The following is a 26,034-nucleotide window of genomic DNA, read 5'->3' as shown; positions in this document are numbered from 1 at the left end:
CAACAACAAATCAATAATACAGATCAATGGAATTAGCCATACATAATTGGATGCGTGCCGAATCGCTCGAGCATACACTCAGCAGAATCAACAAATTAGATTACACGCACATAGAAATACAAGGTACCCCAGAGGATTACGACGTTAAAAAAGCCCAGTTGCTATTTGATCTCTATGGAATTAAATGTTGGGGCTCTGTAACGCTTATGCTAGAGCAACGTAATTTACTTGCAAAAGATCCGGCACAACGAAAAATGTCGGTTCAATATGTAAAGGATGTTGCCAAAATGGTGTATGAATTGGGCGGAAAAGTAATTTCGTTGGTTCCGGCGACCGTAGGTAAAATTGTACCCGATGCCAGACCAGAGGAAGAATGGGAATGGGCTGTAGAAGGCATACAGGAAATCTATACATATACCGAAGACCACGGATTGCAAATTGGCATTGAACCTATCAACAGATTTGAGACCTATTTCATCAACAGAGGAGAACAGGCATTGGCACTTGCTGAAGCCGTAGGTCCAAATTGCGGGGTTTGCCTAGATACTTTTCACATGAATCTAGAAGAGGCTAATATGTTCGACACCATTAAAAAAGTGGGCAAGCGTTTGGTTAATTTTCATGTTGCCGATAATAATAGAATGGCTCCGGGTATGGGTCATTTAAATTGGTCTAAAATCATTTCTACGCTTAAAGAAATCGAGTACGACAAAGTACTGTCGGTTGAATTTTGTTCCCCGTTAGATAGAACACCTGCCAACCGGTATCCAAATTCCATAGAAACAAACCCTGACGGACTCACTGCAGAGCAGAAAAAATTCTTGGAAGACCACGGTAGTTCTGCCGTAACCGATGAATTTTATACCATGCTGACCAAAAAATCAATTGACACCCTTAAAGAACTTATTTAATGAAAATTACCAACATAGAAGCCTTTTGGTTACGCTGCCCTATCCCTAAAGAAAAACAACATTTCTCAGATTACGGTCTATTGACCAATTTTGATATGACCTTAGTCGTAGTAACTACAGATACCGGGTTACAGGGTTTTGGCGAAGCAAAAGCCGCAGTAGGCTCCTCCGGGTCTTGCGCATCTATTGTAAGTTGTATAGAAAATGAACTAAAACCACAGTTAATTGGTAAAGATGCCCGTAATATTTCTCGTATTTGGGAACATGTATACAATGGCACAAGAGATCATTATTCACTCTCTAGAGGACGTAAATTTCCCATTTTAGGTAGAAGGGGATTGACCATTTCTGCTATGAGCGGTATCGACACTGCCCTTTGGGACATTAAAGGAAAAACATTGGGTGCACCCGTGGTAGAATTATTGGGCGGAAGCTGTCGCGATAAAATGCCTGCCTATGCCAGTGGTGGCTGGGCAAAAGCAGATGCCATTGGCGAACAGTTGTTGGGGTATACCGAAAAAGGATTTGGCGGAGTAAAAATGCGCGTTGGTATTATGGATCAAACCGTTGCCGAAAGTATTAAACGTGTAAAGGCAGCCCGTGAAGCCTTGCCCGATCACATAAAATTAATGACCGATGCACACGGTACTTTCAGTGTGCCCGAAGCCAAGCAATTTACAAAAGGCGTTGAAGACTGTAACCTATATTGGTTTGAAGAACCTATTAGTCCAGATAATAAAATAGGCACCGCAGAAGTACGTGCCAATACCTTTATACCCATTGCAGCCGGAGAAAGTGAATACACCGCTTTTGACGTTCGCGATTTAATTGCAGAACGCGCCTTAGATGTGTTGCAACCAGATTGTGCTATCATTGGTGGTATCACCGAAGCTATGCGTGTATCACAATTGGCGCATACCTATCAGTTAGAGTTGGCTCCACATTGTTGGGGGTCTGCATTTTCTTTTATGGCGGGACTTTCAGTTGCTTTTGCTTCTCCTTCTGCCAATGTAATAGAGTTTTCCTTAGGTGGTAACCCTATGATGTATGATTTGGTAGAGGAGCGTATTACCGTAGATAACGAGGGAATGCTCATTGCACCTGATAAACCGGGATTGGGCTTGACCCCTAATTGGGATTTTGTAAACGATTTTAAACAATAGATCATGGCGAAGGCAGTACATATAAATCACGTTGCATTGGTTGTAAGCAACCTAGAGGAAGCTTGTAAGTTTTATGAAGAAGAATTGGGTTTAGAGGCTATTCCCGCATTTCTTTTTGACTACCCTACCGCATTTTTCAAATTCAACGAAGAACAGCAATTACATTTGACGGAATGGGAAGATGCCTATTCATTTAGAGGTCATATTTGTGTTCAGGTAGATGATATCAATACACTATTTTTTAGAATGAAAGAACTTGGAGTAATTGATATTAAGCCATGGGGCAATGTGCGCCAATTACCGGACGGAGCCATACAAATGTTTGTGCGTGACCCATCGGGAAATTTAATTGAACTTTCTTCTGTTCCCGGGGATTATATCGACCCAAAAATATTTGAAGACGAATTATTTAAAGAAGGTATTTATGTCTCGGGAAGAAATGACTTCCGTGGCTATAAATCTAAAGATGCCACCCTTTATCATAAATCCGATGAATAAAAAAAACATTCTTTTATTAGAAACCGTTGCCGAAGATGCCATGAGCATATTAGAAGAAGCTTCGGATATGAATATTTTAACAGGGTTTGATGAAACCTCGGTAACCAGCCAGATTCAGAATTACTCGATAGATGCCATTATTACACGGGGAAAAGGTCAGGTACGTGATTCGTTCATGGCACAATTGCCCAATTTAAAAGTTATATCTCGCTGTGGTGTTGGTTTGGATAATATAGATGTATCAAGCGCTACGAAAAGAGGAATTAAAGTAGTGAACGCCCCAAATTCCAATGCCGATACCATTGCTGAACATACCATTGCCCTTTTATTGATGCTCCAACGTAATTTATACGATGCCGTAACTATGGTCAAAGAAAACAGATGGCAAGACCGAGGCTCGTATGTAGGCGATGAAACCCACGGCAAAACGTTGGGGATTATCGGTATGGGAAATATTGGTAAAAAAGTAGCGAAAATTGCTTCAGCCTTAGGTATGAACATTATTTACTGGAGTTCAAAAAAAGAAGATGTCCCCTATACTTTTGTCGATTTAGATACGCTTTTAAAAACATCGGATAGTATAAGTCTTCACTTACCGTTGACCTCTAAAACAGAAAACCTTATTGATAAAGCTGCATTTTCAAAAATGAAAACCAATGCGTTATTGATCAATACTGCCAGAGGGGGGATCATAGACCAAAAGGAGTTGTTACAAGCCTTGGAAAATAAAAAAATAGCAGGTTTCGCAGCCGATGTTCTCGTTGAAGAACCACCTGCAAAAAATGACCCGTTAATGCAATTAAAAAACGTACTGATCACTGCACATTTAGGTAGTTTAACCAAAACCACATATACTAAAATGTGCACCATGACGGTTAAAAACACCTTGGCAATTTTACGTAATGAAGCACCTATGGAAAATTGTGTTTTCAATAAAAAAGAACTGGATAACAGCTAAAAGGATAGCCTCATGAAAAACAATGAACCCATAATCGTTACTCAGCTTTTTAACGTTTCCATGGAGCAAGTATGGGAAGCATTGACAGATGTGGAACAAATGCGACAATGGTATTTTGATGCTATTCCCGATTTTAAGCTGGAAGAATCTTTTCAGACTCGTTTTTTAATAACCAATGAAGGACGAAATTTCACCCACAATTGGCTAATTACAGAAGTAGATTTCCCCACCAAAATCAGTTATCGGTGGACGTTCGACGAATACCCTGGCGAGAGCATATCTACCTTTGAACTTACTAAAAAAGAACATCAGACACTGCTTACGGTTACCAGCAAAATCATAAAAGATTTCCCGACAGACATCCCCGAATTCAAAAGAGAAAGTGGTGTTTCTGGCTGGGAGTATTTAATTAAAGAAAGCTTAGTCAAATTCTTAGCGACCAGATAGTTTTAACATCGTTCATCCGTCATTAAATTAGTACCTTAGTTCAAAGAACAAACTAACTTGAACATGAAAAAAGTACTACTCATTAGTGCATACTTGTTATGCACCGCATTTATGTTTTCCCAAACTACGGAAGACATTGTCAAAGCCATTGAAAAAGAAGGCATTGAAAACTCCCAATTAGAGCAATTGGCATACGAATTAATGGACCTGAACGGACCACGATTGGTGGGCACACCAGAAATGAAAAGTGCCCATGACTGGGCGGTCAACACCTACAAAAAATGGGGAATTACTGCCGAGAACCAACAATGGGGAACGTGGAAAGGATGGCAAAGAGGAATTACCCATGTAGATATGGTTTCGCCTCGTGTAGCATCATTGCACGCTACTCAATTGGCATGGAACCCCGGTACTAGTTCAAAAGGTGTTACAGCCTCATTAATTACACTACCAAGTTTTACAGATTCATTGTCATTTGTAAAATGGCTTCCTAATGTAAAAGGAAAAATAGTAATGGTGAGCATGTTACAACCTACGGGAAGACCAGATGAAAACTGGGAAGAATATGCAACAAAAGCATCCTTCGAAAAAATGAAAACCGAACGCGATTCCTTAGAGAAAATTTGGAGGCAAAATATTCGAAACACAGGGTACACCAGTAGAAACATCAATGCCGCATTTGAAAAAGCGGGTGCAGTAGGTATTGTTCAATCGCGATGGTCTGAAGGTTTTGGTGCCAATAAAATTTTCAGTGCCGGTACCGAAAAAATTCCCGCAGTAGATATTTCTTTGGAGGACTACGGAATGCTGTACAGAATGGTAGAACACGGTGAGGACACCAAAATAAAAATTGTAGCGGAATCAAAAGACCTAGGTGTTGTGCCCACTTTCAATACCATAGCCACCATACCGGGAACCGAGTTCCCAGATGAATATGTAATACTTTCTGCCCATTTCGATTCTTGGGATGGCGGCACAGGAGCAACCGATAATGGTACAGGCACCATTACCATGCTAGAAGCCGCACGTATTCTAAAAAAAGTATATCCAAACCCAAAAAGAACCATTTTAGTTGGGCATTGGGGAAGCGAAGAACAAGGCTTAAACGGTTCTAGCTCTTTTGTTGAAGATCATCCAGAAATCGTGGACGGAGTTCAAGCCCTTTTTAACCAAGATAACGGTACGGGTCGCGTTGTGCGTTTGTCGGGACAAGGGTTTCTTCATGCATACGATTATTTAGGTCGATGGTTAGAAGCTGTACCTGAAACCTATAAAAATGAAATAGAAACTACATTCCCCGGTTCACCTGGTAGAGGTGGGTCTGACTATGCCTCATTCGTAGCTGCCGGTGCACCTGCATTTTCGCTAAGCTCCCTTAGTTGGGATTATTGGAACTACACATGGCACACCAATTTAGATACGTATGACAAAATTGTTTTTGATGATGTACGCAACAATGCCATACTAACTGCAATTCTTACTTACATGGCTTGTGAAGACCCAAAAAAAACATCTCGTGAAAAAGCGGTTTTGGGCATCAATCCTAGGTCTGGTAAAAAAGGAGAATGGCCAACACCAAGAAAGCCACAACGAAAAGGTGGGCAAAACTAAAATTAAAATCTACATTTGATTTTCAAGTTCAAGGCTATCCGCTGCTTGTAATGCTTTTTTAATAGCAGTACTCCACAGTGCATAGCCTTGCTTGTTTAAATGCAATCCGTCAGAAAGATACAATTCCGGAATTGGTCTATTATCCGTAGTTATCATTTGTGCAAATACATTGATGTATTGGGCGTTAAGCTCTGAAATAAAATACTTGGACAACATTAAATTGGTCTCCATGATCAACGGAATTAATGCTTCACGCTCTACACTTGGTTTAAGGCTAATCAATGCCAATTCTACCTCCGGATACTTATTTTTGATCAACTCCACCAATTCCATACATCCTGAAAGTACTTCTTGTGGTGTTTTACCATCATTAAGATCGTTTTCACCTGCATAAAGCACAATTTTAGACGGATTCGCTTCGGTAAAGATCTCATCGAAGTAATGAATACACCATGCAAAAGTTGACCCTCCAAAACCAAGGTTTACCACATTGAACGGACTAAGATCTCGTTTCATATTTACCCACAATCGCACTGAAGAACTACCGTAAAAGGCAATTAGATTTTCCTGTGTAGGCAATTTGGAAACCCGTCTTTTAAGTCGCTTTATCTCATTGCACCAAATAGTAGGTGGATCCTCAAGACTATCAGTTCCAGAGGAAGACACATTCAATTGTTCTGCCCTCTCAATGGCTTGTTTTACATAGCCCGAATACTGTTTTTGATATTGCTCCATAAACGCGAACAAATCCGTATTACTTTTAGAAGGCACCTTATCGCTCAATAAAAAAGGTTCTTTAATAACGCAGTAATACAAATTTTTGCCAATTCTTTGATCAAAATTGACCATAACTATCGGTACTATATAAGGTTCTGGCTCGGTATGCAAGGCTAATTTGAAAGCTCCCATTTTAAAAGGTCCGGGAGACTCTTCTGTTCTATATGATGTGCCTTCAGGACTTATGATCAAATTATAGTTCTGTTTCAGATGTTTAGTAGCCTCACTATAAAATATGCTACGGGCTTGTTCTTTTTTATTGCTTGAAGTTTGTTCAGACTCCTTTGTATATACATTGATATAACCTAGGTTGTTGTAATAATTTTGGTGTCCGTATTCTTGCCCCTGCCCTATTCTCACCGTTCTAATACCTGGCTCGCTATATTTCTTATAGAGCACCATAGCACTTAAAAAATGGGAATCAAGAGTAATTTGAAAATTATTGTTTAAAGTATAATGTGGGTCATTTATGAGGTGATTATAAATAAAAACATTCCCGGTATTCTCCGGTAGATTTTCCCAACCTTCAATAATATACGGTACGTTTTTAAAGACCTTTGTTGTGAGTTCTGCACATACCTTTCTGTTCTGTTCTACATCTTCACTGTTCTTTTCTGCAACATTTTCATAAATATGCTGTAGTCCGCTCACAAACTCGTGCTCCTTTTGATCCTCACCCAACAACTCTAAACTTAATGAGGCTATATGCCTTTCTAATGCCGTGCCGTTTTTCAATAATCTTAAAAGAGCATCATAAGCAAGTTGCTTGGTCGTCATACTTTTTAAAAGATGCGGTACTTGGTGCAATGGTGAGGACAATAATAAGCGTGACTTATTATTTTTGATCAATTGATAAACCGCCTGTAAGCTGTGTTTGCCCAACAACCCCACATATCTAACAAAAGCTGCATTGAGTTGATTACCCATAAGCCAGAGTAACCGCTGATAAAATTGACCTTCGAAAGCATCATCTTTCTGGAACAATTTCATTAGATCGCACTCGGGTATAAAATAGGCAGATGTTTTTGTATTGGTAATTGCAGAGCAAATATCTTTCTCCTTCAGTAAACAAGACCATCCGAAAACAAATCCGGAGTTTTTAATAGAGCGTTGTTTAATTTCAATAGTGTTTTCAATTCTTTTAATGGTCACTTCCCCATGAATAAGAATGAACAATCCGTTACTAGAACCATCTTGCACATACAACACCTCATCGGGTTCATACTCGCGCCGCTCTGCCAAAGCAGCCAATGCCATTAAACTTTTCTCTTCAAAATAATCCAAAAACGGGGAACGACGCATCAATGAAACGATTTCTTCTTGCTCCGATACAGGAGAGATAAAGAATTGACGATCCTCAACGAAAGGTTGAAACCTTACCGGACTCAACAGCTCCGTTTGTTTTAATAATGCGGTACGTAATACATGATATAATTTGGCACCAATATTTTTTAATAATACGTTCTGATGCCCCTTTTTTAAGTATGCATCAAGCTCTTTGAACGGAATCTCAAAAAAGGTCGCTTTTGCAGAAGCTACCGTGGCTTTATAGGTAAAACGTTTAGGTGTATTAAAGCCATTTAAGCCTATAGTTGAAAATGGTTCTGAATTTTGGCAGACCAAAATATCGCTCTCTGGGCTATCCAATGAAATATAGTAATTAATACTCCCTTCTATAAGCCACCTAAAGGTATTTACTTTCTTATGAATGTAACTAATAGCATATCCCTTTTGGTATGTTTTTATTGCTCCGTCAGGAAAATATTCCTTTAGTTTTTCAGTATGTATTTCTTGCCTTAAAAGTCTAGTTTGGTGTGTCATGCGCCTTCTAACTTAACTAGATTAAATCGAAAAAAGAAACCCGGCATACATTAAAACCAATTTATCATTTTAAGAAATTGATATTGGTTAAAACCATAAAATTTACACCCTTAAAATTAGAATTACCAAATTTAATTTGCCGGTTATCTTTTTACAAAGGCTTTTGTTATCTTCCCTATTCAACAACAAATTAGACCACACCATGAAAACCATCAGACTTCTGCTCGTGCTTATTATTATGGCACCGGTAGCCATGCAATCTCAACGTAGAAAAAACAAAATAACCGAACCCGCCATCACAATAAAAGACTCGCTTTTCACAGGGTTAAAATGGCGAAATATTGGTCCGTTCAGAGGTGGTAGAAGTGTAGCTTCAACCGGTGTGGTTGGACAACCCATGGTATACTACATGGGAACCGTTGGTGGCGGAATATGGAAAACTACGGATGACGGAATTACTTGGAAGAATATTTCTGACGGATTTTTAAAAACCGCAACAGTTGGTGCCATTTCCGTATCGGAAAGCAACCCTAATATTGTAATTGCAGGTATGGGCGAACATGCTGCCCGTGGTGTAATGACCTCAATGGGAGACGGTGTATACAAATCTACCGATGCCGGAAAAACCTGGAAGCATATGGGTCTGGACAAAACCAGGCATATTTCTGACATCATCATAGACCCAACCAACCCAAATATTGTTTTTGTTTCGGCACAAGGGGCACAATACGGTGCCTCTTCTGAAAGAGGTATTTATAAATCTGTAGATGGCGGCGAAACATGGAAAAACGTACTTTTTGTAGATACTAATACCGGAGCATCTGGTCTTACGATGGATATGACCAACCCCACCATTTTATATGCAGCTATGTGGCAACACAGGCGTTTTCCATGGACGATGGAATCTGGCGGTAAAAACTCGGGTATCTACAAATCTACCGACAGTGGCGAAACATGGCAGCAATTAACCGTAGGCTTACCTAAAGAAATGGGCAAAATAGGTATTTCTGTATCTAGAGCCAACCCAGAACGTGTTTTCGCAGTAATTGAGGCGGAAGGAGAAAAAGGCGGTGTATACCGTTCTGACGATGCCGGTAAAAAATGGACGCTTATCAACAAAGACAGAATAAACATTGCCCGCTCTTGGTATTACATGGAAATTTTTGCTGACACTCAAAATGAAGATATTGTATATGTGCTTAATGCCCCGGTAACCAAATCTATAGATGGTGGAAAAACATTTACGCCGTTACCTACGCCACATGGTGACAACCACGATTTATGGATTGATCCATTAAACAACCAACGCATGGTAAATTCTAACGATGGCGGCTCTAATGTTTCCAATAATGGAGGTAAAAGCTGGAGTACGCAAGAGAATCAAAATACGGCACAGTTCTACAGGGTAATTACAGATAATTTGGTGCCTTATAACGTTTATGGCGGTCAGCAAGATAATTCTACCGTTGCAATTGCCTCTAGAACAAATGACTGTGGTATAGACTGGAAAGATTGGTATGCCGTTGCCGGTGGTGAAAGTGCTTTTTTAGCTTTTGACCCAGATAATCCCAAATTAATTTATGGCGGTACCTATCAAGGAAATATTGATAAATGGGATGCGGACACCAAAGAATCTAAACCCATAAAGGAATACCCAGAATTGGGTTTAAGTATATCTCCCGAAAATGCAAAGTATCGCTATAATTGGAATGCACCCATTATTACATCGCCACACGATAGAAAAACCATTTACCATGGTGGTAACGTTGTTTTTAAGTCTACGGACGAAGGTCAAAGCTGGTCGGTTATTAGTCCGGATTTAACCCGAAACGAAAAAGATAAGCACGGACTTGGTGGCAGACCGTTTACTAATGAAGCCGCAGGTGGGGAAATCTACAACACACTTACCTATTTAACCGAATCTCCACATGAAGAAGGCGTCATTTGGTCAGGTAGTGACGATGGGTTGGTACATATAACCAAAGATGGTGGTGAAAATTGGACAAATGTTACTCCACCAGGTGCTAAAGACGGTATCATTAATAGCATTGAAGTATCTCCGCATGATCCTGCCACTGCCTACATAGTGTTAATGCGCTACAAATCGATGGATTTTGATAACTACATTTACAAGACTACGGACTACGGAGCAACATGGACTAAAATTACTAACGGTATAACGGGCGACAATACCTTTACTCGAGTGGTTCGTGAAGATAAAAAAGTGAAAGGACTACTTTATGCAGGCACGGAAACAGGCTTGTTTATTTCTTTGGATGATGGTATGCATTGGCAACCTTTACAATTAAACTTACCCTTGACTCCGATTAACGACCTTATCATTCAAGATAATGATTTGGTAGCGGCAACTGCCGGTCGGGCATTCTGGATTTTAGATGATTTAGCAGCATTGCAAAATGCGACCATACCAAAACAAGCATTAAATATTTTTACACCAAAAGACACGTATTTGTTTATAGGAGGATATAGCGAAAAGCCCGTATCCGGACTAGGTAGTAACCCGAAGAGCGGAGTTACTTTTGATTATTACCTAAGTGAAGCGCAAGACAGCACAGAGTTAAAATTAGAAGTACTAAAGGACGGTGAGGTAATTAGAACCATAACCAACCAAAAAGACAAAAAATTCAGTTCTTGGCCAGGCGGACCATCAAAACCAGCACTTTTAGCTTCAAAAAAAGGATACAACCGTTTTACCTGGGATTTTAAAAGAGACCCATTGCCCGCGGTAGATAAGGTTTTTGTACTTGGAGGATTAGATGGTTTTACTGTTGGGCCAGGCGATTATAAGCTAAGGTTAACTTTAGGTAATCAAACGGCAGAAACCATGGTAACCATTTTACCGCTGCCGAAGGTTAAGGCTAATATGGCAGACTATGAAGAGCAACAAAATATGTTAAAAACCATAGAGTCTACCGCAGTTGAAATACATAATACGGTAAATGATATGCAATCGGCAAAATCGCAGTTAAAACAGTATAGCCAATTACTTGAAGACAACTTAAAAGCTGAGGCGCTAATGAAAAAGGGCGATTCATTGATCAAGCGTATTACCGCTTGGGAAGAGAATCTTATTCAACCCAATCAAAAAACCTTTCAAGATGTTATCAATTTTGAAAATAAACTGAATGCTCAATTATTGAATTTGAGAGGATATATAGATGTAGCGGAACCCAAGGTTACGGCAGGCGCTAAAGAAAGATTACGAGATCTATTGGCTACTTGGAACACTTTTAAAACAGAGCATAATACCATTATCAACACTGAAATGAAAGCATATAATACGATGTTTCAAAGTCTGAACATTCCTGCAATTATATTACCGCAAAAACAAAACTAAAACGGAGTTGGAGAAATTAATACTAGATCAAACTTTTAAAGGACAAAAGTATACAGAAGACCGGTTACCAAGAGCCGAATATGAGAATTGCACCTTTGAAAGTTGCGATTTTTCTAAAGGATACCTTGACAACCAAACCTTTTTAGAGTGTGAGTTTATAGATTGTAATTTAAGCAATGCAAATATTGTAAATACGACCTTTAAGGAGGTAAAATTTTCGCATTGTAAACTTATGGGGCTTGCTTTTAATACCTGCAATACTTTTTTGATGGATTTTTCTTTTTTTGACTGCAATTTAAGTTTCTCCGTTTTTACCGATTTAAAGCTAGTGGGTCAAGTCTTCATGTCTTGCAAAATGGAAGAAGTAGATTTTGGCGATTGTGATTTAAGTAAATCGAAGTTTGATGAGTGTGATTTAGAACGTGCTATTTTCTCAAGAACCAATCTTGAAAAAGCAGATTTAAGTACCGCTTTAAATTTCAGTATCGATCCGGACAATAACACTATGGCAGGATCCATATTTTCAAAAGATAATTTATCAGGGTTATTACAAAAACACAAATTGAAGATTTTGAAATAAAAAATAATACCGACAGAGACTACTCTGCCGGTATTATCTTTTTTACAGACAATGGGTTTTAGAACTATTCAATCGCAGAAACCCTCCAAATGACACCACCATCATCATCGTTTACCAATAAAGACCCATCTGGAGCAACGGTTACCCCTACAGGGCGACCATATACCTCACCTGCCTCTTCATCAGCAATAAAACCGGTCAAAAAATCAACGGGCTTTTTGGGTTTCCCGTCTTGAAAAGGAACAAATACCACTTTGTACCCGGCAAATTCCGCTCGGTTCCATGAACCATGTTGACCAACAAAGGCACCGTTCTTATACTCCTCAGGAAACTGTGAATCAGTATAAAATGTAAGCCCTAAAGATGCTGTATGACTACCCAACGGAACATCGGGCACAATTGCCATATCTACAAGATTTTGATGTGGATCATCTTCCCATCTTGGATCATTTATATTTCCATAATAGCTATAAGGCCATCCGTACCAACCACCTTTTTTAACACTGGTAAGGTAATCGGGCACTAGATTATTGCCAATTTTATCACGTTCGTTCACTGCCGTCCATAACTCACCTGTAACCGGGTTCCAATCCATTCCTACAGGATTTCGAATACCACTTGCATATATAACTTCATCTGTACCATCTGTGTTTACTTCTAAAATAGCAGCACGTCTTTTTTCTTTATCCATACCCTGTTCCCCAACATTACTTGCAGACCCTACAGAGATGTATAATTTATTGCCTTCTTTGTTCGCTATCACATTACGTGTCCAATGATTATTATAGCCACTAGCAGATAGTGCTACAATTTTTTCACCTTCTCCCTTAAGGGTATTTTGACCTTCTTCATAGGCGTATCTATAGAGTCCGTCTGTATTGGCAATATAAAAGAACCCGTCTAATACCAACATACCTAAGTTTTGGTTGAGTCCTTCTTTGAACACATGACGTTCATCAACAACACCATCCATATCATTATCCCGTAACAACGTAATTCTATCGGCGCTGTTTTTGGTATTAGATTCCGCCACAAAAATATCATTATTAGGTGCCACATATGTCCACCTTGGGTGCTCTAGGTTTTCTGCAAATTTCATTACTTCAAACCCCTCTGGTGCCTTTGGCAATTTATTTGGTGGCCAAGCAATAATTTTACTGTTTTTAGTAACCGATTCAGAAGCATAAGGAGGCACCAATTCTAAAGGTCCAACAGCAGTTTCCACAACTGTAATTCCAGTATTTTTCCATTTCTCTTTTGTATTTTCAGATACACTCTTTTTACTGTTACAACCAACGAATAATGTTGTTAAAACAAGTAGATGTAGAATTGTTTTCATAATAAGGGTTTGCTCTCAAAATTATAGCAACGGAGCCAAAAATTAAATCATAAATACCTGTTTATAAATACTTTAACAGATAGCCGTGAAAATTCTGAAAAACCCCTATTTATATAGGTAAACAGATAAAATTCAACTTTTTCAGGTCAACATCTTCAGGTTAAAATCAGTATAAAATTAGGTTGATTTGAAGCTAAAATTTAAATAAGTACCTTTCTACATCAATACTAAATGATGAATAAAGAAATAAAAGCAAAAATCATTCAGGTTTGCGATGCTAAAATTGCAGCAAAAGGTGAAAACGTAGGGCTATCTTTCTATGCATTTTTTAAAAATAAGAATGACAATCCTGAGCTTTTAATGGAAGTAGCACAATGGTGGATTTTAGAAAACAAATTGGACCATTTTGAAAAAGCTGTGAAAATTAAGGAGATGGTAAAATCGTTAAGCTAAAAAATAATGAGAAATACCTTAATTATTCTATTAGTACTAAGTTTATTTACCGGATGCGGTACCAAGAAGTTAAGCCGTCAAGAGACTGTCACTACATATTATAATGCTTATGATTCTGGGGACTTCAACAAGATAAAAGCTGTAATTCATGATAGCATTACATTAGTTTCCGGAGATTTTGTAATGCCTTTCAACAAGACAAGTTTTAAGGAATTCTATAAATGGGACTCCATTTTTAAACCGACGTATGAAATACTTCAATTGACTGAAGACAACAATGATATTATCGCAACTATCACACAAAAGAATATCCGTAATGGATTTCTAAAGAATAATCCGTTAAAACTGCACATTAAAGTCTCTTTTGTAACAGGCAAAATAACAAAACTTGAAGAGTTAGATTACATTGATGTTAATTGGACAGCATGGAATCAAGAGAAAGATTCTTTAGTTGATTGGATAAAAGTTAATCACCCAGAACTAGATGGTTTTGTAAATGACATGACAATGACGGGAGCAATGAATTATTTGAAAGCGATTGAGTTGTTTGAGAAAAAGAGGAAACTAGAAATTCAAAAATTACATCAACCTTAAGGCATTAAAGTAATGAACAAAGTACACCATACCGCTATCATTTGCTCAGATTACGAAATTTCCAAAAAATTCTATACCACTATTTTAGGCTTGGAAATAATTCGCGAAGTGTATCGGGAAAAACGGCAGTCGTATAAATTAGATTTAGCTTTAAACGGATATTATATTATAGAGTTGTTTTCTTTTCCCAATCCGCCAAAAAGACCTTCTAGACCAGAGTCTTGTGGGTTACGTCATTTGGCTTTTGAGGTAGATGATTTGGAAAAAATTATAATACATTGTAAAAAGAATAATGTCATTATAGAGCCAATAAGGGTCGATGAGTTTACCAATAAGCGATTTACGTTTATTGCAGATCCAGACGATTTACCCATAGAGTTTTATGAAAAATAAGCAGAAGCGTTTGTAAACGTTTAATTTGTATCTTGTTACAAATACCAGTACATGAAATATTTATTGCTTTTTCTTTTTTCTGCAACTTGTGTTTTACAAGCACAAAACACCATCTCCTACGAAGAAGGTATGGTGAGTCCCGATGCAAACCTCATTGATATAGAATGGCTAGCTGGCCACTGGAAAGGAGAAGCCTTTGGAGGTATAGCCGAAGAAATTTGGAGTCCGCCCACAGATGGCACCATGATGTTTTCTTTCCGCCTCATCGATAAAGGCGCTGTAAGTTTTTATGAATTTGGTCATATAATTGAAGTGGATGGCACATTATTACTACAGCTAAAACATTTTGATGGTAATTTAGGTGGTTGGGAGCAAAAAGATGAAACCGTTGATTTTATACTTGTCAAAATCGAAGAAAATAAATTTTACTTTGATGATTTCACCATTGAGCGTATTTCCGATACCGAGATAAATATGTATGTGGAAGTCAGCGAAGAAGAAGGCATTTCTAATGAAATAACATTCAACTACCAAAGGCAATGAAAAGAGAATGTTTAGAATGCGGTTCTGAAGTTTTTGGCAGAATAGATAAAAAATTCTGTAATGATTATTGCCGTAATATTTACAACAATAAAGTAAACCCTGCTAGCAAGCAGTTAATACGTAATATCAACAATAGGTTACGTAAAAACTACCGTGTTCTTGATAGTTTCCATTTAAAGGATGGCAAAACAAAAACTACCGGCACCCGTTTGATCGATAAGGGGTTTGACTTTAACTACGTCACTAACCTGTATACCACAAAAAAAGGTACCACCTATTATTTTCTTTATGACTTAGGATACTTACCACTCGACAATGACTATTACATGATCGTAAAACGCGAATAGCTGTTGGCTGTTGGCTGTTGGCTGTTGGCTGTATAAAGGCATAAAAAAAGTCTCCTTTCAAGGAGACTTTTTTATTAATTAACTTCTTACTTCTTACTTGTTACTTCTTACTTTGTACTTTGTACTTTGTACTTTGTACTTCTTACTTGTTACTTCTTACTTTGTACTTTGTACTTCTTACTTTGTACCTAATACTTTTTACTTTTTACCGTATACCTAGTAAATCCGTACTTAGCAATATCTATTTCCAATTATGTCCGCTTAGTTTCAGGGCGGCGATAACAATGTCTTTTCTACTAATTTGTCCCACTAAAATATCATTTCGCATAACAGGTAATCTTCTTCTATTGTGTTGTGCAAAAATACCCGCAGCATCAAAAATAGAAATATCGTGAGGAATTGTTTCCACCGTTTTAGTCATAAATTTTTCAACGCTCTTATCTAAAATTGGCTGATTAAAATATCTACTTTCGGAAATTTGTTTCATACAATCTGCCTCAGAGATGATTCCTACTAAAAACCCATTACTGTCTAAAACAGGTCCACCAGAAATACGATGCTTGGCAAATTTCTCCATTACGTCTAAAATTGAATCATCTGGCGAAAAAGTGATTAACTTAGTGGTCATGTAATCAGCTACCAAAATTGGAGCTTCAAATTCTTTTTTAAATACCTTTCTAACGCCTTGAAAGCTTTTGATTCCCATGATAGTATGTTTAGAGGTTGATTACTAAAGATAGTAAATAAAATGAGATTTGCTAAAAATATTCGTTGTATATCATTTTATACTCAAAATTTTAATACATTTTAGAAGAATATCGTAATTATGAAAAAAACGCCAACCGTATTAACTTTACTTCTTATTATTCTTGCCATTTATTGGAGTTTTAGGGTTCTTTTACCACAGTACACGGCAGGCGAAACCATTGACGAAACCCAATTTTCAACAGATAGAGCCCTAGTTCATGTAAAGGAAATGTCTAAAAAACCTCATGGGGTTGGTTTTCCTGCACATACTACAGTACGTAATTATATTGCAGACCAACTTCAGTTATTAGGACTTGAAACAACAATACAAGAAGGTTATACCGCTGGCGATTGGGGTAATTTAAGCAAAGCCGAAAATGTTCTTGCTAGAATTAAAGGTACAGAACCGGGCAAGGCACTGTTACTGCTTAGCCATTACGACAGTAATCCACACTCTTCTTTAGGTGCTAGTGATGCCGCAAGTGGAGTTGCCACTATTTTAGAAGGTGTTCGGGCATTCTTAAAAAACAATACCACTCCAAAAAACGACATCATCATAGTAATTTCAGATGCGGAGGAATTAGGCCTCAACGGTGCCTCACTTTTTGTAAATAAACATGAATGGCTAAAAGATGTTGGGCTTGTTTTAAATTTTGAAGCACGTGGCAGTGGTGGTCCTAGTTATATGCTGATGGAAACCAACAGAGGGAACAGTAAATTAATTTCCGAATTTATAGCTGCAAACCCGGCATATCCTGTAGCAAATTCATTGGCCTATAGTATTTATAAAATGTTACCTAACGACACCGATCTTACAGTATTTAGGGAAGATGCCGACATAGACGGTTTCAACTTTGCATTTATTGATGATCATTTTGATTACCATACCCAAATTGACAACTATGAAAGACTGGATAGAAATACCCTGGCGCACCAAGGCAGTTATTTAATGCCATTATTGACACATTTTAGCAATGCCGACCTTACGAATCTAAAAAGTATGGATGACAGCGTGTATTTCAATGTACCGTTTTTTAAAATGGTGTCTTATCCGTTTAGTTGGATAACGCCCATGCTGATTATTGCCATTGTCGTTTTTATAGTACTGTTGGTATTAGGTTTTAAGAAAAAAGTACTGAACGGAAAGGATATATTAAAAGGATGTATACCTGTATTGTTCACCCTAATCATTAATGGAGCCGTTGGATATTTTAGTTGGCAATTTTTAAAATGGCTCTACCCGGCATATCAAGATATGCTTCATGGATTCACTTATAATGGTCATGCATATATTTTTGCATTTACCCTTTTCTCTTTAGCCACTTGTTTCTATGCTTATTATAGATTTAGAGTTGTCAAAACGGCAAATTTATTAGTAGCCCCATTTATCATTTGGATTATTATTTGTGGCCTGGTCGCCACGTACCTAAAAGGGGCTTCCTTTTTTATTGTACCTCTATATAGTTTTTTGGTTGCTTTTTATGTGCACATTAACCAGAAAAACCCTGAACCTTTTTTATTATTGTTCTTGGGCATACCTGCATTGTTCATTTTTGCTCCGTTCGTACAAATGTTTCCAGTAGGCTTAGGACTCAAAATGATGGTAGCTACTACCATATTTACCACGTTAATTTTCTTTTTGTTACTTCCACTGGTATCAAAATACCGTAAAAAAGGTGCACTGGCTTTTTTGAGTTTCTTGCTGTTTGCAGGTTTTATGGTATCCGCTCATATGGATTCTAGTTTTACAAAAGACCGTCCAAAGCCAACGAGCTTATTATATGTATTAAATACTGATGAAAATACTGCTATGTGGGCAACCTATGAACGTAAATTATCTGACTGGACCGCACAATATATTATAGATAAACTAGCCGTGCCTCCAGCAGTAAACAAAACTATTAGTAGTAAATATGGTACCGATTTCACATATACCTATAAAGCTCCCTTAAAGGATATTCCGAAGCCTACCATTGAAGTACAAAAAGATACCATAAAGAACAATGTACGATCTATAAGCGTATGTATAACACCAAATAGAGACATTAACCGGTTAGAAGTATTTACAAATGAAATTGACATTTTAAAAGCAACCGTTAATGGCATTGAGCTGAATGAGTATTTTTTGAAAAATAGAAATGGCGGTAGGTTAATAACAAACTATATCAGCGATAAAAATTATACTGATATTACCTTGGAAATTTCACCAGAAACCGAACTGGAGCTTACCTTCTACGAAGCTTCTAATGACTTACTGGAAAATGATTTGTTCTCCATACCAGCACGTAGAGAAGACCAAATACCAATGCCCTTTGTGTTAAACGATGCCATAGTAACCGTACAAAAAATAAATTTTGATCAATAGAATAGGTGTTATTGGTTGCGGATGGCTTGGCTTGCCTCTTGCCGAAAGTTTGGTTGCTGAAGGGTTAGAGGTGAACGGCACTACCACATCACTGGATAAATTATCCGTTTTAAAGGAAAATGGCATCAAACCATTTCAAATTTCCATATCCGAGAAGGAAATCAGTGGAGATATCGATGCTTTTCTTTATTCGTTAGATGTTTTAATTATCAACATACCCCCCAAATTGAGAGGTAAAGGCCCGAAAGAAAGCTACATTGAAAAAATTAAATTGCTTCACAAGGCCATTAAAAGGTCGAACGTAAAAAATATCATCTTTGCAAGTAGTACGGCCGTCTATGGTGATATAAAAGGTGAGGTCACGGAAAAAACCGAACCGAAACCCTCAACCGAATCTGGCAAACAATTATTGGAGTGTGAAAATCTTTTAAAAAGGGATCGCGAACTAAATAGCGTTATCATAAGATTTGGCGGATTAATAGGTCCAAACAGACATCCCATTACGATGCTGTCGGGCAAGGAAAATCTAAGTGGCGGAAATGCTCCGGTCAATTTAATTCATTTAGATGATTGCATTGGTATAATTAAGAAAATCATAGAACATAATCATTTTAACGATGTCTTGAATGCCGTATATCCAGCACATCCAACCAAAAAAACATACTATACCCAAGAAGCAAAAAAAAGGGGGCTTAAACCTCCAACTTATATAGCAACGGGCGAAAATCTAAAATCAATTTCATTTTGTAGTATTTTTCTTATTAATAAGTATAATTTCCTTACCCCTATAAATTGATCATTGACCACACTTAATAACCCTTTCACAACAAAACCTCAAAAACAGCGTTAATATACTATTGGCATTCAGCTACTTACCGACGTAATACATACCTTTGTCTAACAATTAAAAACCATAATGTTATGAAGAAAGATTTAATACGGGAGAGGGTTTTAGTTGAATTAGAGAAGCTCATCTCCCTAAGTTGTAAGAACCCGAACAGTTCTAAAAAGTATAAGGATTTACATATTGCACTATTAAAAAAATATTATAATGCAACGAACGTAACTATTGACTATCACCGCCACAGAATACAAATGGAGGTTATAGAAGATGATAGTCTTTATGACCCTAAAACGGTAAATACCTATTTACCCACTTTTTACACCAATTTGTTGTTTACCAATCTATGTAACTTCCTTCTTTCTTGTTTAGAAAAAGATAATAAGAGTATAGGTTTTTACACCCAATTGATAAACTCATTTAAAGCTTCGAAAAACAAGCTTGAATTGGCTTAAGAACTAGTATAATTTTTAATTATAAAGACGCCTAAATAGGCGTCTTTTTTTGTTTTGAACATTTAAACCTTTCCTTAACAAGATCATACAGAATAATTTAATAGTTTAGCGCACTTTAAAAGAATCGGAAAAATGAAAAAATCAGTTTTAATATTAGTAGCAGCCGTTTTACTATCTGGCAGTTATGGATATTCACAGACCAAATCAGAACTACTTAAACATTACGAAGCATTTTATGACCAAATGAGGTTACAGGGTGATGTTGATGGTGTTATTAATGCACTTACCCACTTAAACGTGCTTTCTCCATCCAAGGAAAGAAATGATACCCTAGCTTATATCTATGCGAATGACAACCAACATCTACAAGCTTTAAATATTATCGGTATTGAAAAATTAGATTCTGACTCCAATTTGGCAATACAAGTAAAAGCGGTTTCGTTAAAGGCATTGAATCAACCAAAAAGAGCCTTAGAGCAATTTGAAGCTTTGTATGCAAGAGAGCCTAATGCCTACTTGGCATATGAACTTGCTGATCTTAAAGTGCAAACAGGTGATAACGCCGGTGCCATGAAGCATGTGGAATATGGAATTGCCAATGCAAAGGACGATATGAAATATGCTTTTTACGAACGTCAACAACCTTATGAAGTACCTTTAAAAGCTGCTTTTATACATGTAAAAGCACTTATACAGTATAACATGGACAAAACCAATATAGACCAAGCGATAGCTACTTTAGACGAAGCTTTAGCTATTGATCCGAACTTTAATTTGGCAAGCTTAAGCAAACAAGCTTTGACTTCTAGAAAAGAAGCTCCGGAAGAAAAGAAATAACAACATTTAAATTTCATAAAAAAGGCGAATCTTACTGATTCGCTTTTTTTATTTCTGCATTTTAAGCTCCTTCATGAGAAGGTCGTCTTTTTCTTTTTTTAGTTCAACAAGTTGATCTACCAATTCATTAGGTACTGCTATAGAAAGCACATAATGCCCCACTTTCCATTGACCATCAACCTTTTTTACAACACCTGAACCACGACAAATTTTCATTTGAGTATCTAATAGTTCATCGAACCAAGCTATATTACTAGTATCACTTACATAAATATTGCGTTCGATCGCAGTAAAATTCCAAGCTTTTCCCTTGTCAAAATAAGGTTTGGAAAAACTCATAAATTCATCTCTCTGCCAATTTTCAGTAGCATCGGTACCAATGAAAATGGCATCCTCTGTCATTAGTCCGAAATAAGCTTCAAAATCCGCTTCACCTGCAGCTTTATGCCAATTGTTCAACGCTTCGGTAATCTGCACCTTATCATCATTTTGAGAAAAGACAAGGGTAGAGAACAGTATTAATAATAGACTAATTTTCTTCATTTTTGAGTAATTCTTCTGGCAACGTATTGTTGACCACAACGTTAAATTGATTTCTAAGTGCATTATAAGCGGTAATCATCTGAATCATAGATTCAGTAGGATTCTGTCTATATTCCAAATCGCCCTTGGTTTTTAAAACATAGGTCTTGAACAGTTTTTGTCTTCCTTTTACCTGCTGAATATCAAATTTAGGAGGGTATTCACTTTCTTCTAGTTTTTTTTGATTCTCTATAATTTCATCGATTACAAGCTCAAAATCTTCAATGTACTCAGAAGTATACATCTTATCGAAACTTTTATCCAAGGCATTATATTCCAACCAATCTTTTAAAATGGCATTTGCCTTAGTATTTACACCAATTTTATTGGGTAGGCTGTCTTTTGTTCCTTCCCAAAGAGATTCATGGACAATATCAAGTTCTTTTGCTTCCTCCTTACAAGAGGCAAGTAGCACCACGAGTGATAAAAAATAGATAATTTTGGACATAAGCGAATGTACAAATTTTAAGAAAAGGTATCTTTATCTCAAATTCATTTAACGTAAAATTTAATGCCAAAATATATATTGATTATTGGGGCCTGTGGTCAAATTGGAACGGAATTAACTTTAACTCTAAGAGAAAAACACGGAGGTGATCATGTTATTGCCAGTGATATAAGAGAGGGTAACGATGAATTAATGCAATCTGGACCTTTTGAAATTTTAGACGCTACCAATTATGATGCCTTGGAAGAGGTAATCGCCTACTATGAAATTTCTGAGGTGTATTTAATGGCGGCCATGTTGAGCGCTACCGCAGAAAAATTCCCAATGCGTGCTTGGAATTTGAACATGAACACGCTATTCAATGTATTGAACTTGGCAAAGGATAAAAAAATAGATAAGATTTTCTGGCCATCTAGTATTGCCGTTTTTGGACCGAATACACCCAAAGACGACACTCCTCAAAATACCATTATGGAACCAAGTACGGTTTACGGAATAAGTAAACAGAGCGGTGAACGTTGGTGTGAATATTATTTCAACAAGTTCAATGTTGATGTAAGAAGTATACGTTACCCAGGGCTTATTAGTTGGAAAACCATGCCCGGTGGCGGTACCACGGACTATGCCGTTGAAATTTATCATAAAGCCCTTGCAGAAAAATCATACACTTGCTTTTTAGAAGAGGATACCAAATTACCCATGATGTTCATGGACGATGCCATACGTGCCACTTTACAAATCATGGAAGCACCTGAAGAGAACATTAAAGAACGTTCTGCCTACAATTTAGCTGCTATGAGTTTTACGCCAAAGGAAATGGCGGAAAGTATTAAAGCTGTTATTCCTGAATTTAAAATAACCTACGAACCAGATTTTAGACAAGAAATCGCTAATTCGTGGCCAAGCAGTATAGATGATAGCAAAGCCCAAAAAGACTGGAACTGGCAGGCGGAATTTGACCTTGAAAAAACAACTAAAGCAATGTTAGAAAATTTGAAGAACAGGGTGTAGCCTGTTCTTCAAAATAAATTAGTTGGTAAACTTCAATCGCTTTTCAATTGCCATAATCATAGCATTGGCAATGTCTTTACCCGTAGCGTTTTCAATACCTTCTAGTCCCGGAGAAGAGTTGACTTCTAATAATAACGGTCCTTTATTGGAGCGAATAATATCTACACCTGCAACGGCAAGGTTCAATACCTTGGCTGCCTTTAACGCCAGCTTTTTCTCGTCTGCAGTAATTTTAATAATGGAAGCCTTACCACCTTGGTGAATATTGGCCCTAAACTCTCCTTTTTGGGCTTGGCGCTGCATACTGGCCACTACCCTACCGTTTACCACGAAACAACGAATATCTTGCCCGTTTGCTTCTTTGATAAACTCCTGTACCAAAATGTTTGTATTAACACTTTTAAAGGCATTGATAACACTTTCTGCCGCCTTGTTGGTTTCTGCTAGAACAACACCTTTACCTTGCGTACTCTCCAGAAGTTTAATAATTAATGGTGCACCGTTCACCATTTTGATCAAGTCTTTGGTATCCATAGGTGATTTTGCAAATCCGGTTATCGGTATATGAATATCATGATTAGAGAATAATTGAGAGGCGAACAACTTATCCCTTGACTGTGTAATGGCTTCCGCAGAATTTTGGCAGTACACTCCCAAGTTATTGAACTGACGAATTAACGCGCAGCCATAAAACGTAACCGATGGTTTAATTCTTGGTATTACGGCATCATACTCTTTTAAGATGATACCACCTCTATATCTAATTTCGGGAGAATGAGCATCGAGCTTCATATAGGCTTGCTCAACATTTAAAAAATGTATTTCATGACCTCTAGCCTCCGCAGCCTCAACAATTCTTTTATTGCTATATAGGTTAGGATTACTGGCAAGCAATGCAATTTTCAACCCTGTTTTTTCCTTAAAATAAGGTGCATAAAACGTATTGATCTCTTTATCTTCAAATGATTGTAATTGATAGTTTACGGCAGGGTTTACAATAAAACGTTCGTTTAAGGCCTCTCTACCCAAAAGCATACGAAACTCCATCGTATCTCTATTGGCCAATGTAAGCTCAATATCAAAAGTAGCATCTCCTAAGGTTATCGGTGTTTTTATAACTAATCGTTCTTCTGAAATACCAGATGAACTTTTAACCATGCGGCGGGCAATTAACCTTGCTTGACATTCTATTGCTATACTGCGGTTTTCTTGTAGCGGACTTACCTCAAATTTTACCCATTCTTGACCACCTTTAGATACTATTTTAATGTTTGTAGCCTGTATAGAAGACGTCTTTGCACCAGAATCTACCCTAGCTTTTATTGCCGGTATTCCCAATTCATTAAAAACACACCACTCTTCACTACCTATTATCTTTAAATTATCCAATTTTGTTTGTTTTTGACCCCTAAATATAGGGGCTTTCTTATTTCTTTTTTAACTCAAATAAATCTATTCTTCTATCGCGAAGATTACGTACCGCACCAAACTGATTTAGTTCACGAAGCAAACTAATATCGACATCAGCAATTAAGATCATTTCTGTATTCGGTGTTGCCTCTGCCTTAACTCCGTTAGTAGGGAATGAAAAATCACACGGTGTAAACACCATAGATTGTGCAAACTGAATATCCATATTCTGTACATTGGGCAAATTACCCACACTACCCGCAATAGCTACGTAACATTCATTTTCTATTGCCCTTGCCTGAGCACAATGACGTACTCTTGAGTAGCCGTTCTGCGTATCGGTCAAAAAGGGAACAAACAAAATATCCATACCCTCATCTGCCAATAAACGACTTAATTCGGGAAATTCTGAATCGTAGCAAACTAACACGCCAATTTTACCACAATCGGTATCAAAAGCCTTTAATTGGTTACCACCTTGCATACCCCAAACTTTGGCTTCATCTGGAGTTACATGCAATTTTTCATAACGCTCCATGCTTCCGTCTCGTCTACACAAATAACCTACGTTGTACAAACGTCCATCGATTACCTCGGGCATACTACCTGTTATAATGTTGATGTTGTACGATATGGAAAACTCCGAGAATTTTTGGGCTATTGCCTGTGTATGTTTTGCCAATTCCCTAATGGCATCGGGCGTAGACATGTGATTGTTCACCGCCATTAAAGGCGCATTAAAAAACTCAGGAAACAACGCAAAATCTGAACGATAGCCGGAAACCGCATCTATAAAATATTCTGCCTGCTCCAATAGCTCGTCCAAATCTTTATAAGGTCTCATTTGCCACTGGATCAACCCTAATCTGATTACTGTTTTCTTTGTAGCCGCTTTTTTAGAAGGCTTTTGATAATAAATATTATCCCACTCCATCAAAATAGCGAAATCTTGAGAAGCCTTGTCACCATCTAAATACCCTTTCATCACTTTTGCAGGATGAAAGTCATTACTAATTTGAAAGTTTAATACCGGATCTTGAATTTCTTTTCTACGAACCTTATCTATATATTCTTTTGGAGACAATTCTGATGCATAGGCATGGTAATTAGGCATACGACCTCCAAAAACAATACTCTTTAAGTTTAACTTTTCACAAAGTTCTTTTCTATAATCGTACAAACGACGACCTAAACGCAGCCCCCTAAAACTTGGCTTTATAAATACTTCGATACCATAAAGCACATCGCCCTCATCATCATGGGTGTCAAAAGAATACTTGCCGGTAATTTGCTCGTAAGTATGTGTATCATCAAAAGCATCATAATCTACCACAATTGATAAGGCTACACCTGCAAGTTGACCATTGATCTTAATTACGACCTGACCTTCAGGAAATTTTTCGATCAAAGATTTAATATGTTTCTCTTTCCAATAAGAGCCGGGCATATTGGTATAGGCAGAAATCATAGCAGTTTTTAGTTCTTGATAATCATCAAGATCTAAAAACTTTAATTCAATATTTTCAATTTCGTCGATTTTCATTT

General features: G+C 37.4%; 25 protein-coding genes. 18 read left to right on the top strand and 7 right to left on the bottom strand.

The window, feature by feature from the left end:
* The first annotated feature begins 26 nt into the window (after positions 1 to 26).
* From EXIGUO8A_RS08805 to EXIGUO8A_RS08780, 6 genes are all read left to right on the top strand, one after another.
* Entirely contained in the window at positions 27 to 911 is an 885-nt protein-coding gene (locus tag EXIGUO8A_RS08805) for a sugar phosphate isomerase/epimerase family protein (protein WP_159302828.1), read from the top strand.
* The gene (locus tag EXIGUO8A_RS08800; protein WP_159302827.1) at positions 911 to 2,074 is read left to right on the top strand and encodes a mandelate racemase/muconate lactonizing enzyme family protein; all 1,164 of its coding nucleotides are present in this window, start codon (positions 911 to 913) and stop codon (positions 2,072 to 2,074) included. Before EXIGUO8A_RS08805 ends, EXIGUO8A_RS08800 begins: the two co-directional genes overlap by 1 nt.
* A 3-nt stretch (positions 2,075 to 2,077) precedes the next feature.
* Entirely contained in the window at positions 2,078 to 2,572 is a 495-nt protein-coding gene (locus tag EXIGUO8A_RS08795) for a VOC family protein (RefSeq protein ID WP_116771812.1), read from the top strand.
* The gene (locus tag EXIGUO8A_RS08790) at positions 2,565 to 3,530 is read left to right on the top strand and encodes a 2-hydroxyacid dehydrogenase (RefSeq protein WP_159302826.1); all 966 of its coding nucleotides are present in this window, start codon (positions 2,565 to 2,567) and stop codon (positions 3,528 to 3,530) included. Before EXIGUO8A_RS08795 ends, EXIGUO8A_RS08790 begins: the two co-directional genes overlap by 8 nt.
* A 12-nt stretch (positions 3,531 to 3,542) precedes the next feature.
* Entirely contained in the window at positions 3,543 to 3,977 is a 435-nt protein-coding gene (locus EXIGUO8A_RS08785; RefSeq protein ID WP_159302825.1) for an SRPBCC family protein, read from the top strand.
* A gap of 63 nt (positions 3,978 to 4,040) precedes the next feature.
* A complete protein-coding gene (locus tag EXIGUO8A_RS08780) occupies positions 4,041 to 5,588 on the top strand; it encodes a M20/M25/M40 family metallo-hydrolase (protein ID WP_159302824.1) in 1,548 nt (515 codons plus the stop codon).
* A gap of 9 nt (positions 5,589 to 5,597) precedes the next feature.
* Here EXIGUO8A_RS08780 and EXIGUO8A_RS08775 read toward each other — a convergent pair whose 3' ends face one another.
* The gene (locus EXIGUO8A_RS08775; protein ID WP_159302823.1) at positions 5,598 to 8,186 is read right to left on the bottom strand and encodes a cyclic nucleotide-binding domain-containing protein; all 2,589 of its coding nucleotides are present in this window, start codon (positions 8,184 to 8,186) and stop codon (positions 5,598 to 5,600) included.
* Between the two features lie 202 nt (positions 8,187 to 8,388).
* Here EXIGUO8A_RS08775 and EXIGUO8A_RS08770 point away from each other — a divergent pair, with 202 nt between their 5' ends.
* The gene (locus EXIGUO8A_RS08770) at positions 8,389 to 11,544 is read left to right on the top strand and encodes a WD40/YVTN/BNR-like repeat-containing protein (protein ID WP_159302822.1); all 3,156 of its coding nucleotides are present in this window, start codon (positions 8,389 to 8,391) and stop codon (positions 11,542 to 11,544) included.
* A 7-nt stretch (positions 11,545 to 11,551) separates the two neighbouring features.
* Positions 11,552 to 12,124 carry a pentapeptide repeat-containing protein gene (locus EXIGUO8A_RS08765; protein ID WP_159302821.1) on the top strand — a complete coding sequence of 191 codons (573 nt, stop codon included), beginning with the start codon at positions 11,552 to 11,554 and terminating at the stop codon, positions 12,122 to 12,124.
* A 64-nt stretch (positions 12,125 to 12,188) separates the two neighbouring features.
* On the opposite strand, the gene EXIGUO8A_RS08760 is transcribed toward EXIGUO8A_RS08765, so the two are convergent.
* Complete coding sequence (locus tag EXIGUO8A_RS08760; RefSeq protein WP_159302820.1) at positions 12,189 to 13,463, bottom strand: PQQ-dependent sugar dehydrogenase; 1,275 nt, start codon at positions 13,461 to 13,463, stop codon at positions 12,189 to 12,191.
* Between the two features lie 234 nt (positions 13,464 to 13,697).
* Between EXIGUO8A_RS08760 and EXIGUO8A_RS08755 the strand changes: the two genes are divergently transcribed.
* The 5 genes from EXIGUO8A_RS08755 to EXIGUO8A_RS08735 are packed head-to-tail and all read left to right on the top strand — an operon-like array spanning position 13,698 to position 15,793.
* Positions 13,698 to 13,916 carry a DUF6500 family protein gene (locus EXIGUO8A_RS08755; RefSeq protein WP_159304423.1) on the top strand — a complete coding sequence of 73 codons (219 nt, stop codon included), beginning with the start codon at positions 13,698 to 13,700 and terminating at the stop codon, positions 13,914 to 13,916.
* Between the two features lie 6 nt (positions 13,917 to 13,922).
* Complete coding sequence (locus tag EXIGUO8A_RS08750; RefSeq protein WP_159302819.1) at positions 13,923 to 14,510, top strand: nuclear transport factor 2-like protein; 588 nt, start codon at positions 13,923 to 13,925, stop codon at positions 14,508 to 14,510.
* Between the two features lie 3 nt (positions 14,511 to 14,513).
* Positions 14,514 to 14,903, top strand: coding sequence for an SMU1112c/YaeR family gloxylase I-like metalloprotein (gloA2, locus tag EXIGUO8A_RS08745; protein WP_159304422.1), 390 nt, complete (start codon positions 14,514 to 14,516; stop codon positions 14,901 to 14,903).
* Positions 14,904 to 14,954: 51 nt separating this feature from the next.
* Positions 14,955 to 15,446, top strand: a complete 492-nt coding sequence (locus EXIGUO8A_RS08740) for a DUF6265 family protein (protein ID WP_159302818.1) — start codon at positions 14,955 to 14,957, stop codon at positions 15,444 to 15,446.
* Positions 15,443 to 15,793: a hypothetical protein gene (locus EXIGUO8A_RS08735; protein ID WP_159302817.1), complete on the top strand. Its 351-nt coding sequence runs from the start codon at positions 15,443 to 15,445 to the stop codon at positions 15,791 to 15,793. The genes EXIGUO8A_RS08740 and EXIGUO8A_RS08735 overlap by 4 nt, the downstream gene beginning before the upstream one ends.
* 241 nt (positions 15,794 to 16,034) lie before the next feature.
* Here EXIGUO8A_RS08735 and EXIGUO8A_RS08730 read toward each other — a convergent pair whose 3' ends face one another.
* Positions 16,035 to 16,499, bottom strand: coding sequence for a CBS domain-containing protein (locus EXIGUO8A_RS08730; protein WP_116771824.1), 465 nt, complete (start codon positions 16,497 to 16,499; stop codon positions 16,035 to 16,037).
* A 120-nt stretch (positions 16,500 to 16,619) separates the two neighbouring features.
* Between EXIGUO8A_RS08730 and EXIGUO8A_RS08725 the strand changes: the two genes are divergently transcribed.
* From EXIGUO8A_RS08725 to EXIGUO8A_RS08710, 4 genes are all read left to right on the top strand, one after another.
* A complete protein-coding gene (locus tag EXIGUO8A_RS08725; RefSeq protein WP_159302816.1) occupies positions 16,620 to 18,905 on the top strand; it encodes a M28 family peptidase in 2,286 nt (761 codons plus the stop codon).
* A complete protein-coding gene (locus EXIGUO8A_RS08720) occupies positions 18,895 to 19,701 on the top strand; it encodes an SDR family oxidoreductase (protein ID WP_236564458.1) in 807 nt (268 codons plus the stop codon). The genes EXIGUO8A_RS08725 and EXIGUO8A_RS08720 overlap by 11 nt, the downstream gene beginning before the upstream one ends.
* 125 nt (positions 19,702 to 19,826) lie before the next feature.
* The gene (locus tag EXIGUO8A_RS08715; protein WP_159302815.1) at positions 19,827 to 20,201 is read left to right on the top strand and encodes a hypothetical protein; all 375 of its coding nucleotides are present in this window, start codon (positions 19,827 to 19,829) and stop codon (positions 20,199 to 20,201) included.
* A 132-nt stretch (positions 20,202 to 20,333) separates the two neighbouring features.
* Positions 20,334 to 21,038, top strand: coding sequence for a tetratricopeptide repeat protein (locus EXIGUO8A_RS08710; RefSeq protein WP_116771828.1), 705 nt, complete (start codon positions 20,334 to 20,336; stop codon positions 21,036 to 21,038).
* Between the two features lie 48 nt (positions 21,039 to 21,086).
* Here the strand turns inward: EXIGUO8A_RS08710 and EXIGUO8A_RS08705 are convergent, their stop codons facing one another.
* Together EXIGUO8A_RS08705 and EXIGUO8A_RS08700 are read right to left on the bottom strand one after the other, a co-directional pair.
* Positions 21,087 to 21,581 (bottom strand): nuclear transport factor 2 family protein, encoded by a 495-nt coding sequence (locus tag EXIGUO8A_RS08705; RefSeq protein WP_159302814.1) that lies wholly within the window; start codon positions 21,579 to 21,581, stop codon positions 21,087 to 21,089.
* Entirely contained in the window at positions 21,568 to 22,068 is a 501-nt protein-coding gene (locus EXIGUO8A_RS08700; RefSeq protein WP_116771830.1) for a hypothetical protein, read from the bottom strand. The genes EXIGUO8A_RS08705 and EXIGUO8A_RS08700 overlap by 14 nt, the downstream gene beginning before the upstream one ends.
* Positions 22,069 to 22,131: 63 nt before the next feature.
* On the opposite strand from EXIGUO8A_RS08700, the gene EXIGUO8A_RS08695 reads away from it, so the two are divergent.
* The gene (locus tag EXIGUO8A_RS08695; RefSeq protein WP_159302813.1) at positions 22,132 to 23,079 is read left to right on the top strand and encodes an NAD-dependent epimerase/dehydratase family protein; all 948 of its coding nucleotides are present in this window, start codon (positions 22,132 to 22,134) and stop codon (positions 23,077 to 23,079) included.
* 18 nt (positions 23,080 to 23,097) lie between these two features.
* Here the strand turns inward: EXIGUO8A_RS08695 and rimK are convergent, their stop codons facing one another.
* Both rimK and EXIGUO8A_RS08685 read right to left on the bottom strand, forming a co-directional pair.
* On the bottom strand, positions 23,098 to 24,468 hold the full coding sequence (rimK, locus tag EXIGUO8A_RS08690) for a 30S ribosomal protein S6--L-glutamate ligase (RefSeq protein ID WP_116771832.1): 1,371 nt from the start codon (positions 24,466 to 24,468) through the stop codon (positions 23,098 to 23,100).
* 37 nt (positions 24,469 to 24,505) lie between these two features.
* Positions 24,506 to 26,032, bottom strand: a complete 1,527-nt coding sequence (locus EXIGUO8A_RS08685; RefSeq protein WP_116771833.1) for a bifunctional GNAT family N-acetyltransferase/carbon-nitrogen hydrolase family protein — start codon at positions 26,030 to 26,032, stop codon at positions 24,506 to 24,508.
* Positions 26,033 to 26,034 lie beyond the last annotated feature (2 nt).

The sequence above is a fragment of the Maribacter litoralis genome, assembly GCF_902506355.1.
In the GTDB taxonomy this organism is placed as follows: domain Bacteria; phylum Bacteroidota; class Bacteroidia; order Flavobacteriales; family Flavobacteriaceae; genus Maribacter; species Maribacter litoralis.
Note: the sequence above shows the minus strand (reverse complement) of the source record. Positions and strands in the feature narration are given on the sequence as shown.